Annotated in this window: 15 protein-coding genes and 1 tRNA gene; 9 read left to right on the forward strand and 7 right to left on the reverse strand. The window is 71.0% G+C overall.

Annotated elements, in window-relative coordinates:
• Positions 1-36: 36 nt before the first annotated feature.
• Positions 37-1,206 carry an aminotransferase class V-fold PLP-dependent enzyme gene (locus ACIA5G_RS48040; protein ID WP_395936187.1) on the forward strand — a complete coding sequence of 390 codons (1,170 nt, stop codon included), beginning with the start codon at positions 37-39 and terminating at the stop codon, positions 1,204-1,206.
• Here ACIA5G_RS48040 and ACIA5G_RS48045 read toward each other — a convergent pair.
• Positions 1,203-1,679, reverse strand: coding sequence for a DUF1453 domain-containing protein (locus tag ACIA5G_RS48045; RefSeq protein WP_395936189.1), 477 nt, complete (start codon positions 1,677-1,679; stop codon positions 1,203-1,205). The two genes, ACIA5G_RS48040 and ACIA5G_RS48045, sit on opposite strands and share 4 nt — an antisense overlap.
• A gap of 67 nt (positions 1,680-1,746) precedes the next feature.
• Between ACIA5G_RS48045 and ACIA5G_RS48050 the strand changes: the two genes are divergently transcribed.
• The gene (locus ACIA5G_RS48050) at positions 1,747-2,358 is read left to right on the forward strand and encodes a TetR/AcrR family transcriptional regulator (RefSeq protein WP_395936191.1); all 612 of its coding nucleotides are present in this window, start codon (positions 1,747-1,749) and stop codon (positions 2,356-2,358) included.
• Here ACIA5G_RS48050 and ACIA5G_RS48055 read toward each other — a convergent pair.
• Complete coding sequence (locus tag ACIA5G_RS48055; RefSeq protein WP_395936193.1) at positions 2,342-3,292, reverse strand: SDR family NAD(P)-dependent oxidoreductase; 951 nt, start codon at positions 3,290-3,292, stop codon at positions 2,342-2,344. The genes ACIA5G_RS48050 and ACIA5G_RS48055 overlap by 17 nt on opposite strands.
• Before the next feature lie 79 nt (positions 3,293-3,371).
• Between ACIA5G_RS48055 and ACIA5G_RS48060 the strand changes: the two genes are divergently transcribed.
• Both ACIA5G_RS48060 and ACIA5G_RS48065 read left to right on the forward strand, forming a co-directional pair.
• A complete protein-coding gene (locus ACIA5G_RS48060) occupies positions 3,372-4,862 on the forward strand; it encodes an AMP-binding protein (RefSeq protein ID WP_395936195.1) in 1,491 nt (496 codons plus the stop codon).
• Between the two features lie 14 nt (positions 4,863-4,876).
• The gene (locus ACIA5G_RS48065) at positions 4,877-5,293 is read left to right on the forward strand and encodes a cupin domain-containing protein (RefSeq protein ID WP_395936197.1); all 417 of its coding nucleotides are present in this window, start codon (positions 4,877-4,879) and stop codon (positions 5,291-5,293) included.
• Here the strand turns inward: ACIA5G_RS48065 and ACIA5G_RS48070 are convergent.
• A complete protein-coding gene (locus tag ACIA5G_RS48070) occupies positions 5,290-5,754 on the reverse strand; it encodes a MarR family winged helix-turn-helix transcriptional regulator (RefSeq protein WP_395936199.1) in 465 nt (154 codons plus the stop codon). The two genes, ACIA5G_RS48065 and ACIA5G_RS48070, sit on opposite strands and share 4 nt — an antisense overlap.
• Before the next feature lie 125 nt (positions 5,755-5,879).
• Here ACIA5G_RS48070 and ACIA5G_RS48075 point away from each other — a divergent pair, with 125 nt between their 5' ends.
• A complete protein-coding gene (locus tag ACIA5G_RS48075) occupies positions 5,880-6,356 on the forward strand; it encodes a carboxymuconolactone decarboxylase family protein (RefSeq protein ID WP_395936479.1) in 477 nt (158 codons plus the stop codon).
• Here ACIA5G_RS48075 and ACIA5G_RS48080 read toward each other — a convergent pair whose 3' ends face one another.
• The gene (locus ACIA5G_RS48080) at positions 6,357-6,938 is read right to left on the reverse strand and encodes a short chain dehydrogenase (protein WP_395936201.1); all 582 of its coding nucleotides are present in this window, start codon (positions 6,936-6,938) and stop codon (positions 6,357-6,359) included.
• Positions 6,939-7,049: 111 nt separating this feature from the next.
• Between ACIA5G_RS48080 and ACIA5G_RS48085 the strand changes: the two genes are divergently transcribed.
• Together ACIA5G_RS48085 and ACIA5G_RS48090 are read left to right on the forward strand one after the other, a co-directional pair.
• On the forward strand, positions 7,050-8,519 hold the full coding sequence (locus ACIA5G_RS48085) for an MFS transporter (RefSeq protein WP_395936203.1): 1,470 nt from the start codon (positions 7,050-7,052) through the stop codon (positions 8,517-8,519).
• A 51-nt stretch (positions 8,520-8,570) separates the two neighbouring features.
• A complete protein-coding gene (locus ACIA5G_RS48090) occupies positions 8,571-10,097 on the forward strand; it encodes a GMC oxidoreductase (protein ID WP_395936205.1) in 1,527 nt (508 codons plus the stop codon).
• Between the two features lie 23 nt (positions 10,098-10,120).
• On the opposite strand, the gene ACIA5G_RS48095 is transcribed toward ACIA5G_RS48090, so the two are convergent.
• The 3 genes from ACIA5G_RS48095 to ACIA5G_RS48105 form a co-directional block, all read right to left on the reverse strand.
• Positions 10,121-10,195, reverse strand: a tRNA-Val gene (locus tag ACIA5G_RS48095).
• Positions 10,196-10,241: 46 nt separating this feature from the next.
• Complete coding sequence (locus ACIA5G_RS48100; RefSeq protein WP_395936207.1) at positions 10,242-10,703, reverse strand: peroxiredoxin; 462 nt, start codon at positions 10,701-10,703, stop codon at positions 10,242-10,244.
• 72 nt (positions 10,704-10,775) lie between these two features.
• Positions 10,776-11,207: a DUF3052 domain-containing protein gene (locus tag ACIA5G_RS48105; RefSeq protein ID WP_395936209.1), complete on the reverse strand. Its 432-nt coding sequence runs from the start codon at positions 11,205-11,207 to the stop codon at positions 10,776-10,778.
• Positions 11,208-11,625: 418 nt separating this feature from the next.
• Here ACIA5G_RS48105 and aceE point away from each other — a divergent pair, with 418 nt between their 5' ends.
• Together aceE and ACIA5G_RS48115 are read left to right on the forward strand one after the other, a co-directional pair.
• Entirely contained in the window at positions 11,626-14,421 is a 2,796-nt protein-coding gene (gene aceE, locus ACIA5G_RS48110; RefSeq protein WP_395936211.1) for a pyruvate dehydrogenase (acetyl-transferring), homodimeric type, read from the forward strand.
• Between the two features lie 81 nt (positions 14,422-14,502).
• The gene (locus ACIA5G_RS48115; protein ID WP_395936481.1) at positions 14,503-15,714 is read left to right on the forward strand and encodes an alpha-hydroxy-acid oxidizing protein; all 1,212 of its coding nucleotides are present in this window, start codon (positions 14,503-14,505) and stop codon (positions 15,712-15,714) included.
• The last annotated feature ends 8 nt before the right edge of the window (positions 15,715-15,722 follow it).

The following is a 15,722-nucleotide window of genomic DNA, read 5'->3' on the forward strand; positions in this document are numbered from 1 at the left end:
ATTGCATACAGAAAGCAGCTACTGTATTCAGTTCCTATGACCTTCGACGTCGCACGCGCCCGCCGTGAAACGCCCGGCTGCGCCGAAGTGGTCCACCTCAACAACGCGGGCTCCGCGCTGCCCCCGGCCGTCGTGACGGACACCGTGGTCGGCTACCTGCGTCACGAAGCACTGGTCGGCGGCTACGAAGCGGCCGCCGAAACGAGGGACGAGCTGGCCGCGGTGTACACGTCCGCCGCGCGGCTGATCGGCGGTGTGCCCGACGACATCGCGATCACGGACAACGCGACGCGGTCCTGGCAGGCCGTGTTCTACGCGCTGCCCTTCGGCGCCGGGGACCGGATCCTCACCTCCCGCGCCGAGTACGCCAGCAACGCCATCGCGTTCTTGCAGGTCGCCCGCCGCACCGGCGCGGTGGTCGAGGTGATCGGCGACGACGAATCGGGGCAGCTGGACGTCGAAGAGCTGAAGCGACGGGTCGACGGCAACGTCAAGCTCATCGCGATCAGCCACGTGCCCACCCAGGGCGGCCTGGTCAACCCGGCCGAGGAGATCGGCGCGGTCGCCGAGGCGGCCGGCATCCCGTTCCTGCTCGACGCCTGCCAGTCGGCCGGCCAGGTCGACCTCGACGTTTCGCGCCTGAAGTGCGACGCGCTTTCGGTGACCGGCCGCAAGTACCTGCGCGGCCCGCGCGGCACCGGGTTCCTCTACGTGCACCCGCGGCTGCGGGAGCGGCTGGAGCCGGCGATGCTCGACCTGCACTCCGCCAGCTGGGTGTCCCCCACCGAGTACGTCGTCGACCCCACCGCCAAGCGCTTCGAGGTGTGGGAGCGGGACTTCGCCGCCGTGTACGGCCTCGGCGCGGCCATCGACTACGCGCTCGGCTGGGGCCTGCCGGCCATCGAGACGCGCGTCGCCGACCTCGCCGCGACCTTGCGGAGCCGGCTCGCCGACGCCGGCGCCCGCGTGCACGACGTCGGCGCGAAGAAGTGCGGCATCACGACGTTCAGCCTCGACGGCACGCCGGCCGCGGACGTCAAGGCCCGCCTCGCCGAGGCGAACATCAACGTCTCGGTGTCGTCGAGGACGTCGGCCCAGTACGACTTCACCGCGCGCGAGCTGCCCGACATGGTCCGGGCGTCGGTGCACTACTACAACACCGAGGACGAGATCGACCTGCTGGTCAAGCAGGTCGAGAAGCTCTAGAGACGGGCTTTCGGCGGGGCGTAAGGGAGTCCGGTCCCCTTCGCCCGCCGGGCCACGACGAGCGTTTCCCCGAGGAGGCTCACGCCGATGGACAGCGTCATCGGCCGGGCCTCCTCGTGCATCCCGGCCGACGTCGCGAGCACGCCGAAGCCGAAGTTCACCGCCATCGACACCACCCAGACCCCGAACGTCCACGGTGTGTAGCGCTGCCAGAGCACCCCTTCACGCTCGAACAGCACGGTGGTTACGGCGCGGACCGCCCCGAAGCCGAGCCCGATCACCGAGCCCAGCCCGAGCCACAGCGCGTCGACGGCGGTCAGCCCCAGCTTCGTCAGGCCGTACGCGCCGATGGCGATCAGGACCACCGGCGCGCCGAACACCTCCCGGGCCACGAGCGGCTCTCCCCGCAGCCGCCGCACGACCAGGACCACAACCACGGCGACCACGGCCGCGGCGATGAGCCAGCCCTTCATGAACTCCCCCTTTTATAGCACGAGCTTGCCACCAAGATTGATAGCATGGCTGTGCTATAAAGGCAACGTGCCGAAGATCGTCGACCCCGAAGCCCGCCGCCTCGAAATCGCCGACGCCGTCTTCCGGGTGATCCGCCGGGATGGCGTAGACCAGGCGTCCCTGCGCGCGGTCGCCACCAAGGCCGGGCTGGTCATCGGCTCGGTGCGGCACTACTTCGCGACGCACGACGAGATGATCGTCTTCGCGATGCGCGTCCTCGCCGACCGCGTGACCACCCGGATCGCCGGGCGCGCGGCGGAGATCTTCGCCGGGACCGGGGACCGGTTCGAGGCGACCGTCCGGCTGCTGGCCGAGTTCCTGCCGCTCGACGAGACCCGCGCCGCCGAGGCCGAGGTCTGGCTCGCCTTCACCGTCGCCGCCCGGACTCGGCCGGACCTTGCCGCCGAGGCGGGACGCGTGCACGAAGGCACCCGGGCGGTCGCGCGGCGCTGCCTCACCGAGGCCGACGCGCTCGGCTCCCTGCGTACCGGCCTCGACCTCCCCCTCGAAACCGAACGGCTGGCCGCCCTGATCGACGGGCTGAGCCTCGGCGGTGTCACCCAGCCGGACCGCCTGCCGCCGCGGCTCGCCACCGACGTCCTGCGGCGGCACCTGGAAAGCCTCAGGCGAACGCGTTGACGCCGGTCAGCCCGGCCGAAACCGTCCACAGGCGCTCGGCCTGCGCCGGGTCGACCGCGTAGTCGCGGACACCCGACCGGGCGCCATCGGCGGGAGCGATCTCGGCGATGGCGCAATCCTCGAGGTAGACGCCGCCGAGGCCGTCGAGCTGCGGGGACGTCGCGGCCCAGACCTGCGTCGCGGCACCCTGTTCGGGCGTCTTGACGTCGCCGGTCACCTCACCGTCGGCGTCCAGCATCCCGGCGTCGACGAGCTCCTGGCGGTCGAGGTACCGCACGAGATCGGTCATGATCCGGCCCGGGTGCAGGGCGAACGCGCGGACACCGTGCTCGCGTCCCAGCTTGTCGAGCTGCACCGCGAAGAGCACGTTCGCCGTCTTCGCCTGGCCGTAGGCGAGCCACTTGTCGTAACCCTGCCCGAAGTTCAGGTCGTCGAAGCGCACCGGGCCGAAGTGGTGGCCGCGCGAAGACACCGAAACGACACGGGCGCCGGGGTTGAACGCCGGCCAGAGCCGGTTCACCAGGGCGAAGTGCCCGAGGTGGTTGGTCGCGAACTGCGCCTCCCAGCCCGGCCCGACGCGGGTCTCCGGCGCGGCCATGATCCCGGCGCTGCCGATGAAGACGTCGATCCCCCGCCCGGACGCGACGAAGCGTTCGGCGAACGCGCGCACGCTGTCGAGGTCCGCCAGGTCGAGTTCGTCGACCTCGACGTCGGTGATGCCCCGCAACGCCTCTTCCGCTGTGGCGCGGCGCCGGGCCGGGACGACGACGTGCGCGCCGGCCTGCGTCAGCGCCCTCGTCGTTTCGAGCCCGAGCCCCGAATAGCCGCCGGTGACGATCGCGAGCTTGCCGGTCAGGTCGATCCCGGCCAGGACGTCGGCCGCGGTGCTGGTGGCGCCGAAACCCGAGCCGATCTTGTGCTGTGCAGTGGCCATGACCCGAAGCTAGAACCTGGAGTGAACTCCAGCGCAAGCCCACGTGATCCACGGATCAGTGCGCGGTAGCGTGCGGAGCGTGAGCACCTTCTACGACGTCGCCGACCAGCATCCGGACCGGCTCGCGGTGCTCGCGCCGGACGGGACGTCCGCGACCTTCGGCGAGCTGGCCGCACGGGCGAACCGGCTGACGCACGCGCTGCGCCGGCTGGGGCTCGGCGAGGGTGACGGCGTGGTCGCGATCGTCCACAACGGACTCCCCTACTTCGAGCTGCTGTTCGCCACGCTGCAGGCCGGGATGTACTTCACGCCGGTCAACTACCGGTCTTCGGCCGAAGAAATCGCCTACGTGGTGGCCAACAGCGGCGCGCGTGTTGTCGTTGCGGATGCCGATGTCGCGCGCGAATGCGACTTGCCCGGCGTGACGCGGTTCGCGATCGGCCCGGTGGCGGGCTGGGGCGACTACGCGTCGTGGGGCGAGGACGAGCCGGCCACCGCGCCGGAGCCGCGGACCGCCGGGCAGACGATGCTCTACACGTCGGGCACCACCGGACGTCCCAAGGGCGTCCGGCGCGCGCTCAGCGGGAAACCGCCGTCACTGCACGAAATCCACCGCGACCTGCTGGCGATGTTCGACGTCCGGCCGGGGCCGGGTGTGCATCTCGTCGCCTGCCCGCTCTACCACGCAGCGCCCGGCTCGTTCGCCGTCAACGCGATGCACCTCGGGCACAGCGCGGTGCTGATGGACCGCTTCGACGCCGAGGAGACGCTGCGGCTCGTCGAACGCCATCAGGTGACGAGCACCCACCTGGTGCCGACCATGTTCCACCGGATGCTGCGGCTGCCCGAAGACGTCCGCGCGCGGTACGACCTGTCGAGCCTGACCAGCGTGATCCACGGCGCCGCGCCGTGCCCGCGCGAGGTCAAGGAGCGGATGATCGAGTGGCTCGGCCCGGTGGTGCACGAGTACTACGGCGCGTCCGAGGGCCTGATCTGCGGTGTCCCCGCGCCGGAGTGGCTGGCGGCGCCGGGCACCGTGGGCCGGCCGCTGACCGGTGTGCGGCTGAAGGTCGTCGACGAGGACGGCAAGGAAGTGCCGGACGGCGAGCCGGGCACGATCTACTTCAGCTCGGCGCACACCGCGCTCGACTACCTCGGCGACCCGGAAAAGACGGCCGCGGCCCGGTCCGGGGAGTTCCTCACGGTCGGCGACTTCGGTTACCGCGACGCCGAAGGCCGCGTCTTCCTGCTCGACCGCCGCACGGACCTGATCCTCTCCGGCGGCGTCAACATCTACCCGGCCGAGATCGAGGCGCGGCTGCTCTCCCACCCGGACGTCGCCGACGCGGCGGTGATCGGCGAGCCGGACGACGAGTGGGGGCAGCGGGTGATCGCCGTCGTCCAGCCGGTGCCCGGTGTCGCCGGGGACGACGCCCTGGCTGCGCGCCTGGCCGAGCACTGCCGGGCGGCGCTGGCCGGCTTCAAGACCCCGAAACGGTTCGACTTCACCGAGCGGCTCCCGCGGACGGAGTCGGGCAAGATGCTGCGCCGCACCCTGCGGCGGGACTGACAAGGAGACTCCCGATGCGCAAGCCGTTGACCGTGCTCGCCGCCGCCGCGCTCGCCGCGGTCCTGGTGCCCGCGACCGCGTCCGCCACGCCGGGCAGCGGTGTCACCGGCACGATCCTCGCCCAGAAGACGATCGGGCACACCGACTACACACTGCGGGAGATCACCGTCCAGCCCGGCGGGTACACCGGCTGGCACTTCCACGACGGCACGCTCTACGCCTACGTGAAGGCCGGCACGCTCACGCACAACCTCGCCGACTGCAGCATCGACGGCATCTTCGGCACCGGGCGCGCGTTCACCGAACACCCCGACCAGGTGCACATCGGCCGCAACCTCGGGTCGACGCCGCTGGTGCTGGAGGTCCTGTACGTGCTCCCGGCGGGCAGCCCGCTTTCGGAGGACGCGCCGGACCCCGGCTGCGGCTTCTAGCTCGAGAACCAGCCCGCGGCGTCCAGGCGGTACGCCGCGGGGCCGACCACCGCGCGCAGGTCGGTCTCGAGGGCGGTGATCCGCTCGGCCCCGACGGTGCGCGCCCAGTCCGCACGCAGGTCGTCGAAGATCTCCGCCGACTTCGTGAGCGCGTCGACGCCGTGCGTGGTGAGCCGGACGATCTTGCGGCGCGCGTCGTCCGGGTCGTCGGCGCGCTCGGCGTACCCGAGCGCCTCGAGCCGCTCGACCGTCTTGCCGGCCGCCTGCTTCGAGACACCGAGGCGGCGGCCGATCTCCGACGCCGTCGCGCCCGGGATCCCGATGGCCTGCATGGCGAAGCCGTACGACGGCCGGACGTCGGGGTGGCCGCGGCGGGCGAGCTCGGCGTGCAAGCGGTCGATGAGCGTGCGGAAGCCGCCGAAGAGCAGGAAGGGCAGCTCGTAGCCGGGTGCGTCGGTCATGACCCCTTGCCAAGTTCGACAACCAGGTTTACGGTTTCGACAACCACATTGTCGATCCTACGTCTGGAGACGTCTTGTTCCCCGATCACACCCCGGAGTCTGCACCCCCCGCCGCCCGCCCGGCGATGGCGGCCACCGCGAAGAAGTTCGGCCGTGTCCCGCCCGCCGTCGCCCGCTTGGCGACGTCCCCGGAACTGCTGAACGGCTTCCTCAAGCTGAACGCGATCTTCGAGTCCACCACGCTGCCGGCGCTGGACCGCGAAGTGCTGGTCATGACGGTGGCGGTGCGCAACGGCTGCCACATCTGCGTCGAGATGCACACGGCCGCGCTGGAAGGCATGGCCGCTTCACCGGAGCTGGTGGCGGCGCTGCGGGCGCAGTCTCCCCTGCCTTCGCCGCAGTTGGAGGCGCTACGCAGATTCGTCCTGACGGTGATGGACACAACGGGCGACGTGCCTGCCGAGGAGCTCGCGGCTTTCACCCGCGCGGGTTACACGGCTCGGAACGCGCTGGAAGTCGTGCTGGGGATCGGGACGTACACGCTGTCGACGTTCGCGAACCGCCTGACCGGCGCGCCGCTGCACGAGGTCTCGGCGGCCTGATCACCGCGGGACGACGGTGGTGCCGTGCGCCTCGCCCTCGACGAGCGCGCGGTAGGCCTCGGCGACCACGGCCACCGGCGTCCCCCGGCCGCCGTCTTCACCCATCGCCACCAGGGTTTCGCTGATCCAGCCGGGACTCACGGCGTTGATCCGCGGCCCGTGCGGCAGCTCGGCGGCGGCCGACCGGACGAACCCCTCGAGCCCGGCGTTGACCAGCGCACCAAGGCCGCTGCCGGGCAAGGGCTCGGTGAAAGTCCCGCCGGTGAGGGTGATCGAGCCGCCGGCGGGCAGGCGGGCCGCGGCGCGGCGGGCGAGCGCGACCTGGCCGAGCAGCTTGCCGCGCAGGTCGTCGAGCACCTGCTCGTCACCCAGCTCGGTGAGCGGCCGCAGCGGCACGTTGGCGGCGCAGCACACGACGGCGCCGGCATCGACCGAGAACAGTGCGTCGAGCGACGCGGGATCGGCGAGGTCGGCCCGGATCGCGGAGGTCCGCGAGACGGGCACGACCTCGTGCCGAGGTTCGAGCGCGGCGACAACGGCGCGGCCGACCAGTCCGGTGGCCCCCAGCACGACGATCTTCACGCTTTGACGCTAGCGGGGTGCACAACTCCGAAAAAATCTTCCGCGCCCCGTGTCCGGACGGCGCGGCCGGCTCCGACCCCTGGGTGTTCGCACCACCGAGAAGGAGTCGACATGGACAAGCCGGCCGGACGGCGGGAGTGGCTGGGGCTGACAGTGCTCGTGCTGCCCACCCTGCTCGTCGCGATGGACATGACCTCGCTGTTCCTCGCGCTGCCGCAGCTGAGCGCCGACCTCGGGGCGAGTGCCACCGAGCAGTTGTGGATCACCGACAGCTACGGCTTTGTCGTCGCCGGGTTCGTGATCACGATGGGCACTCTCGGCGACCGGATCGGGCGACGGCGGCTGCTGCTCGCCGGCGGGGGCGCCTTCGCGGTTCTCTCCGTCGTCGCCGCGTTCTCGACCAGCCCGGAGATGCTCATCCTCGCGCGCGGGGCGCTCGGCATCGCCGGGGCGACGCTGATGCCGTCGACGCTCGCCCTGATCACCAACATGTTCCGCGACGGCAAGCAGCGCGGGAAGGCCATCTCGATCTGGGCCACCTGCCAGTTCGCGGGCGGCGCGGCCGGGCCGGTGCTGGCCGGGTTCCTGCTGCAGCACTTTCCGTGGGGTTCGGTCTTCCTGGTCGCCGTCCCGGCGGTGGGGGTGCTGCTCGTCGCCGGCCCGTTCCTGCTGCCGGAGTTCAAGGCCCCCGCGGCCGGCCGGCTCGACTTCGCCGGGGTCGCGCTTTCGCTGGCCGCCGTGCTGCTGATCGTGTTCGGCCTCAAGCAGCTGACCACCGGCGAACTGACCGTGCCGCTCGTCGCCATCACCGCCGGGGCCGCGCTGGGCACCGTGTTCGCGCGCCGCCAGCTGAGCACGTCGTCACCCTTGCTGGACCTGCGGCTGTTCCGGAACCGCCCGTTCACCGCCGTGCTGGTGGCGCTGGTGTTCGCCGGGGTCGCGATGGCCGGGGTCGGCCTGCTCGTCACGCAGTACCTGCAGAGCGTCCTCGACCACTCGCCGATCGCCTCCGCCGTGCTGTTCGCGCCGATGGGGCTGGGCGTCGCGGCGGGCACGATGACGGCGCCGTCCCTGACCCGCTGGATGACCCCGGCCACGGCGATCGCCGGCGGCCTGGTCGTCTCGGCGGCCGGCAGCCTCTTGCTGGTCTTCGGCCATGGCGCGGGGCTGGTCGTGGCGGGCATCACGGTGCTGACGCTGGGCACCGGCCCGCTGTTCGCGCTGGGCATCGGCCTGGTGATGAGCTCGGTCCCGCCGGAGCGCGCGGGATCGGCGGCGTCGATGGCCGACACCGGCAACTACCTGGGCGGCTCGCTGGGCATGGCCCTGATCGGCCTGACGGCGACGGCGGTCTACCACGGCGTGTTCCCGGCGGGCACCACCCTCGCGGCCGACGTCGCGCGTGCGGACGTTGCCCAGCAGGCGAAGGAAGCGTTCACGAGCGCGCTGAACGTCACGGGCGTGATCGCGGCGGCGCTGTTCGCGGGCCTGGCCGTGCTGGTGACGGCGATGAGCGGCATTCGAGTCGCTCGGGCCAAGCTGGTCGATGTGCAGGCCGAGACCGCCGGGTCGTCGACGTGACGCGCAAGCGTCCGTAGCGGCGCAGGCACAGTGAGCGAAAGGCTTCCTGAAATGACTGCAACTCCCGACGTCGACGTCCTCATCGTGGGCAGTGGCCCGGCGGGCGCGACCTACGCACGGACGATCGGCGACGCGGTGCCGGGCGCCCGGATCCTGATGGCCGAGGTCGGTCCGCGGCTGCCGGGACGGCGTGGTGAGCACACGCACAACCTTTCGCGGGCCGACCGGCGGGCCGCGGAGCTGCTCACCCAGGGACCGGACGCGGGCATCGAGCGGGCGACGGCGCTGGCCGACATCGCCGAGGGCGTCGACCCGTCGATGGAGTTCCGGCAGGTCGTGCTGCCCGGCCTGTTCTTCGTGGACCCCCGGCCGGTGCTCGCCGACGGTGAGGTGGGGCTGCCGGCCGCCAGCATGGCGAGCGGTGTCGGCGGGATGGGGGTCCACTGGGCCGGGGGATGCCCGCGCCCGCGGGAGTCCGAGCGCGTCCCCTTCATCGCGGCCGGAGAACTCGACGCCGCGCTCGACCACGCGGAAGCCCTGCTCGGCGTCACGGTTTTCGGCAGCGACCAGGGCGTCGCCGGTGCTCTGCGCAAGACGATGGCCGAGGCGTTCGAGGGCCCGGGCCTGCCGCCGGTGGGCTTCATGCCGATCGCCGCCCAGTGGGACGGCGCCGAGCTGCGCTTCTCGGGCACCGGCGTGATCCTCGGCGACATCGAGGAAACCGCACCCGGCTTCGAGCTGCGCGCGGAGACGCTGGTGCGCCGGGTCGTCGTCGAGGACGGTGTCGCAACCGGGGCCGAGCTCGAGGACCGGCGCACGGGCGAGGTGTCGGTGGTCCGGGCCCGGCACGTCGTCGTCTGCGCCGACGGTCTGCGCACCCCGCAGGTCCTGTTCGCCTCGGGCGTGCGCCCGCCCGCGCTGGGCCGCTACCTCAACGACCACCTGCAGATGGTGTCCTTCGTCCGCCTCGACCACGCATTCGCGGGCGGCGAGGCGTCCGGCATCGAGGGCCGCGGCTACGTCCTGATCCCCTTTTCCGACGACCGGCCCATCCAGGGCGGCGTGATGTCGATCGCGAACTCGCCGTACGGGTTCGGCGCCGGCGGGCGCATCGACGACCGCCTCGGCGTCGTCAGCTGGTACGGCGCCAAGGACCTGCAGGCCACCGACGCCGTCGAGTTCAGCAAAACCGAGACCGATCACTACGGCATGCCGCGCATGTCCATCCGCTACTCGCACACCGCTCGCGACCTCAAAACGATCGAGGCCCTGCGCGGCCTCTCCCACCGGAGCGCGGAGCTGGTCGGCACCCTCGCCGAAGAGCCCGCCTTGGCGGCCGGCGGCGCATCCCTGCACTACCAGGGCACCGTCCGCATGGGGGCGACCGACGACGGGCACTCGGTCTGCGACCCCGACCTGAAGGTCTGGGGAGTGCGGAACCTGTACGTCGGCGGCAACGGCGTCATCCCGACCTCGACCGCGTCGAACCCCACGCTCACCACGGTCGCGCTGGCCTGGCGGGCCGCAACGCGGATCGCGGCCGAGCTGGGAGCCCTCACCGGCGCTGTGCGTCGGTGAGGTAGCGGGCGTCCCGTTTCCGCTGGTGGGCGCAGCAGGGTTCGAACCTGCGACCGCTCGGGTGTAAACCGAGTGCTCTTCCGCTGAGCTATGCGCCCCGACGGCGGCGGCCCCCGGAAAACCGGGAGCCGCCGCCGGGGAACCTCACGCCAGTTCGGCGACGGCCTTCTTCCAGCTCTGCTGGTCGCGGGCCTCGCCCGGGGCGTTGACCTCGGCGAACCTGACCACACCGGAGGTGTCGATCAGGAACGTGCCGCGGACCGCCAGGCCCGCCTGCTCGTTGAAGACGCCGTACGCCTTCGCGACCTCGCCGTGCGGCCAGAAGTCGGACAGCAGCGGGAACTGGTAGCCCTCCTTCTCGGCCCACGCCTTGAGTGAGAACGGCGTGTCGACCGAGACGCCCAGGACCTGGACACCCTTGTTGTCGTAGTCGGCGAACTCGTCCCGGAGCTGGCACAGCTCACCGGTGCAGATGCCGCTGAACGCGAACGGGTAGAAGACCACCAGCACCGGCTTGTCACCCCGGAAGGACGACAGCTGCACCGGCTGCTTGTTGTAGTCGTTCAGCGTGAAGTCAGGGGCCTCAGAACCGACCTCGACGGTCATACCGCGTTTCCTCTCCCGTACGGACACGTGCCTGCGACGACAACCCTATCGTGTCAGCCGGGCGGGGCCGGTTCAGCGCTGTTTCGACTTCGACTTGGGGGACACCAGCCGGGTGCCGATCCAGTTCGGGCCGACACTGATGTTGGCGGTCTGAGCCAGGCCGACGGCGGGCACCGCTTCGGCGATCTCGCTCGGCTCGACGTGCCCGGGCTGCCCCGTCTTGGGGGTCAGGACCCAGATCACGCCGGTCTCTTCCAGGGGGCCCCTGGCGTCGATGAGCGCGTCGCCCAGGTCACCGTCGTTTTCGCGCCACCACAGCAGCACCACGTCGATGACCTCGTCCGCTTCCTCGTCGAGGATGTCCCCGCCGATCTGCTCCTCGATCGCCGCGCGGACGTCGTCGTCGACGTCCTCGTCCCAGCCGATCTCCTGGACCACCATCTCGGGCTTGATGCCGAGCCTCTCGGCGACGCTGCTCTGATCAGCGTCTCCCGCGGCGACCACTGCTGTCACTCCTCCAACTACGACGGAGCGTGGCGGTCGCGCACCCTCGTGGAGGGTACGGCTGCGCCACACTCGGCTACCCGGTTGCCGATAGCGAACACTGGTGCGGCGCTGCGCGCAACCGTCCACACCGGATCTTTGACAACTCGTGTCGCAGGATACGGGCCGCCGGGCACCCGCCGCGACGGCGTTTCGGGTGCCTCCGGCCACCGGTCTGGCACCTCGCCAGGAGCCGTCCCTTAGGGTGGGGAGGAAGAAAACGCGCGCGCGATACACCGCGCGCAGGGAGTGGCTCGACCGGGTCGGCCGATGTTACCGCCAAGTAGCGGTGCGGAAGCCGGGACGGAAGACGACGATGGAGAGTCGCACACCCCCGCGTACGAGCACCACCGGCTACAACTTTTCGCAAGGAGACCCCTTGGCCCCGCAGAACGACGGCGCCTCCGGCAAGGAGACCCCGGCACGCGTACGCGTAATCCGTGACGGATTGGCTGCGCACCTGCCCGACATCGACCCGGAGGAGACCGCCGAGTGGCTGGACTCCTTCGACGAGGCGCTGGCCAGGGGAGGTCAGCAGCGGGCCCGGTACCTGATGCTGCGCATCCTGGAGCGCGCCCGGGAACGCCACATCGGCGTCCCGGCGCTGACCTCGACGGACTACGTCAACACCATCCCCACCGAGAACGAACCGTGGTTCCCCGGCGACGAGGAGATCGAGCGCCGCTACCGCGCCTACATCCGGTGGAACGCCGCGATCATGGTGCACCGGGCGCAGCGCCCGGGCGTCGGCGTCGGCGGGCACATCTCGACCTACGCCTCCTCCGCCGCGCTCTACGAGGTGGGGTTCAACCACTTCTTCCGCGGCAAGGACCACTCCGGCGGCGGCGACCACGTCTTCCTCCAGGGCCACGCCTCCCCCGGCACCTACGCCCGCGCGTTCCTCGAGGGCCGGCTGAGCGAGCAGCAGCTCGACGGCTTCCGCCAGGAGTTCTCGCACGCCGGCGCGGGCGGCGGCCTGCCGTCGTACCCGCACCCGCGGCTGATGCCGGAGTTCTGGGAGTACCCGACGGTGTCGATGGGCCTCGGCCCGATGAACGCGATCTACCAGGCGCGGTTCAACCGCTACCTGCGTGACCGCGGCATCAAGGACACGAACGACCAGCACGTCTGGGCGTTCCTGGGCGACGGCGAGATGGACGAGGCGGAGTCGCGCGGCCTGATCCACATCGCGGCCGGCGAAGGTCTCGACAACCTGACCTTCGTGATCAACTGCAACCTGCAGCGGCTCGACGGCCCGGTGCGCGGCAACGGCAAGATCATCCAGGAGCTGGAGTCGTACTTCCGCGGCGCCGGCTGGAACGTCATCAAGGTCATCTGGGGCCGCGAGTGGGACTCGCTGCTGCACGCCGACCGCGACGGCGCCCTGGTCAACCTGATGAACGTGACGCCGGACGGCGACTACCAGACGTACAAGGCCAACGACGGCGCCTTCGTCCGCGAGCACTTCTTCGGCCGCGACCCGCGGACGAAGGACCTGGTCAAGGACCTCTCCGACGGCGACATCTGGAACCTCAAGCGCGGCGGCCACGACTACCGCAAGGTGTACGCGGCGTACAAGTCGGCGCTGGAGCACCACGGCCAGCCGACGGTGATCCTGGCCCACACCATCAAGGGTTACGGCCTGGGCCCGGCGTTCGAGGGCCGCAACGCCACGCACCAGATGAAGAAGCTCACCCTCGACGACCTCAAGCTGTTCCGCGACTCGCAGCGGATCCCGATCAGCGACGAGGAGCTCGAGCGCGACCCGAAGCTGCCGCCGTACTACCACCCGGGCGCGAACTCGCCCGAGATCGAGTACATGGTCGGCCGCCGCAAGGCGCTCGGCGGCTTCCTGCCGGAACGCCGCCCGAAGTCGTCGAAGGCGCTCGTCCTGCCCGGCGACAAGGTCTACGAAGGCCTCCGGAAGGGCTCCGGCAAGCAGGAGGTCGCCACCACGATGGCGTTCGTCCGGCTGGTCCGCGAGCTGGCGAAGGACTCCGAGATCGGCAAGCGCGTCGTCCCGATCATCCCGGACGAGGCCCGCACCTTCGGCCTCGACTCGATGTTCCCGACGGCCAAGATCTACAACCCGCACGGCCAGACGTACACGTCGGTCGACGCGAGCCTGATGCTGGCCTACAAGGAGTCCGAGAAGGGCCAGCTGCTGCACGAGGGCATCAACGAGGCGGGCTCGACCGCGTCGTTCACCGCCGTCGGCACGTCCTACGCGACGCACGGCGAGCCGATGATCCCGATCTACATCTTCTACTCGATGTTCGGGTTCCAGCGGACCGGTGACGGCCTGTACGCCGCCGCCGACCAGATGGCCCGCGGGTTCGTCATCGGCGCCACCGCCGGCCGCACCACGCTGACCGGTGAGGGCCTGCAGCACGCGGACGGGCACTCGCTGCTGCTGGCGGCGACGAACCCGGCCGCGGTGGCCTACGACCCGTCGTGGTCGTTCGAGATCGCGCACATCGTCAAGGACGGCCTGCGCCGGATGTACGGCGAGACGGGCCCGGACGGCAACGGCGAGAACGTCTTCTACTACATGACGATCTACAACGAGCCGTACCAGCAGCCCGCCGAGCCGGAGAACCTCGACGTCGACGGCCTGCTCAAGGGTCTGTACCGGTACGCCGGCGCACCCGAGGGCGAAGGCCCCGAGGTGCAGATCCTCGTCTCGGGCGTCACGATGCCGGACGCGCTGAAGGCGCAGCGGCTCCTCGCCGAGGAGTGGGGCGTGCGGGCGGCCGTGTGGTCGGCGACGTCGTGGACCGAGCTGCGGCGCGAGGCCGTCGAGATCGACCACGACAACCTGCTCTACCCGGGCAGCGAGCCGCGCGTGCCGTACGTCACGGAGGCGCTGAAGGACACGAACGGCCCGGTCGTGGCGGTGTCGGACTGGATGCGCGCGGTGCCGGACCTGATCCGCCCGTACGTGCCGACCGACATGCTCACGCTGGGCACCGACGGGTTCGGGTTCTCCGACACCCGGCCGGCGGCGCGGCGGAAGTTCCTGGTCGACGCCGAGTCGATCACCGTCGGCGCGCTGTCGATCCTGGCCAAGCGCGGCGAGGTCGACCAGGCGAAGGTCCTCGAAGCGGCCACGAAGTACCGGCTCGACGACATCGCGGCCGCCGGGCCGCAGACGTCGGATTCCGGCAGCGCGTGACCTGGTGCTAAAAAGGACCCGGCAGACATCCGATGTCTGCCGGGTCCTGCTCGCCGTGCAGGCCGATAGGAGTTGATGAAGGTGACGAAGCGCCGGCTGCCGAAGCCCGACGAGCTGAAGCAGCTCCTGCGGCCCAAGCCGATCGTGTTCAACCCGACCGACCGGCGCCTCGCGAACGCGCACACCATCGCCGACCTGCGGATGATCGCGCGCAAGCGGACGCCGCGGGCGGCCTTCGACTACACCGACGGCGCCGCCGAGCTCGAGGACAGCCTGCGCCGCGCGCGGCAGGCCTACCGGCGGATCGAGTTCCACCCGAACGTGCTGCGCGGAGTGTCCGATGTGGACACGACGCGCGAGATCCTCGGCAAGACGTCGGCGCTGCCGTTCGCCTTCGCCCCCACCGGTTTCACCCGGATGATGAACCACGAGGGTGAAGCCGCGGTGGGCCGGGTGGCGCAGCGAAACGGCATCCCGATGGGCCTGTCCACGATGGCGACGACGTCGATCGAGGACCTCGCCGCGGCCGCGCCGGAGGCCCGCAAGTGGTTCCAGCTCTACGTCTGGCGTGACCACGGCGCCGGCGAAGATCTGATGAATCGGGCGTGGGCGGCGGGCTACGACACGCTCATGCTGACCGTGGACACCCCGGTCGGCGGCGCGCGCCTGCGGGACGTCCGCAACGGCCTGACCATCCCGCCGGCACTCACCCTCAAGACGTTCCTCGACGGCGCGACGCACCCGGCCTGGTGGTTCAACCTGCTCACCACGGAGCCGCTGCACTTCGCCTCACTGAGCCATTTCGACGGCACCGTCGCCGAGCTGCTGAACAAGCTGTTCGACCCCACGCTGAACTTCGACGACCTCGACTGGGTCCGCCAGACCTGGCCGGGGAAGCTCGTGGTCAAGGGTGTGCAGAACGTCGACGACGCGCGCGACGTCGTCAAGCACGGCGCCGACGCGGTGCTGCTGTCCAACCACGGCGGCCGCCAGCTCGACCGCGCGCCGACACCCCTGGAGCTCCTCCCGGCGGTGCTGGACGAGCTCCAGGGCGGCGCGGAGGTCTGGATCGACACCGGCATCCTCTCCGGCGGCGACATCGTCGCGGCGATCGCCCGCGGCGCCGACGCGGTGCTGGTCGGCCGCGCGTTCCTGTACGGCCTGATGGCCGGCGGTGAGCGCGGGGTCCAGCGCTGCGTCGACATCCTCCGCACCGAGATGGTCCGCACGATGCAGCTGCTGGGCGTCCGGACCCTCGCCGACCTCACGCCCTCACACGCGACCTTGCGTTGAACGAAGCG

Source organism: Amycolatopsis sp. NPDC051758, from assembly GCF_044453095.1.
Lineage (GTDB): Bacteria > Actinomycetota > Actinomycetes > Mycobacteriales > Pseudonocardiaceae > Amycolatopsis.

What these genes read in the sequence shown, in the direction of transcription:
- ACIA5G_RS48100 (WP_395936207.1), bottom strand. Translation starts at nt 10,703, where the DNA reads ATGACCGTCGAGGTCGGTTCTGAGGCCCCTGACTTCACGCTGAACGAC.
- ACIA5G_RS48070 (WP_395936199.1), bottom strand. Translation starts at nt 5,754, where the DNA reads ATGACCGACGCACCCGGCTACGAGCTGCCCTTCCTGCTCTTCGGCGGC.
- ACIA5G_RS48065 (WP_395936197.1), top strand. Translation starts at nt 4,877, where the DNA reads ATGCGCAAGCCGTTGACCGTGCTCGCCGCCGCCGCGCTCGCCGCGGTC.
- ACIA5G_RS48045 (WP_395936189.1), bottom strand. Translation starts at nt 1,679, where the DNA reads ATGAAGGGCTGGCTCATCGCCGCGGCCGTGGTCGCCGTGGTTGTGGTC.
- ACIA5G_RS48075 (WP_395936479.1), top strand. Translation starts at nt 5,880, where the DNA reads ATGGCGGCCACCGCGAAGAAGTTCGGCCGTGTCCCGCCCGCCGTCGCC.
- ACIA5G_RS48085 (WP_395936203.1), top strand. Translation starts at nt 7,050, where the DNA reads ATGGACAAGCCGGCCGGACGGCGGGAGTGGCTGGGGCTGACAGTGCTC.
- ACIA5G_RS48090 (WP_395936205.1), top strand. Translation starts at nt 8,571, where the DNA reads ATGACTGCAACTCCCGACGTCGACGTCCTCATCGTGGGCAGTGGCCCG.
- ACIA5G_RS48055 (WP_395936193.1), bottom strand. Translation starts at nt 3,292, where the DNA reads ATGGCCACTGCACAGCACAAGATCGGCTCGGGTTTCGGCGCCACCAGC.
- ACIA5G_RS48040 (WP_395936187.1), top strand. Translation starts at nt 37, where the DNA reads ATGACCTTCGACGTCGCACGCGCCCGCCGTGAAACGCCCGGCTGCGCC.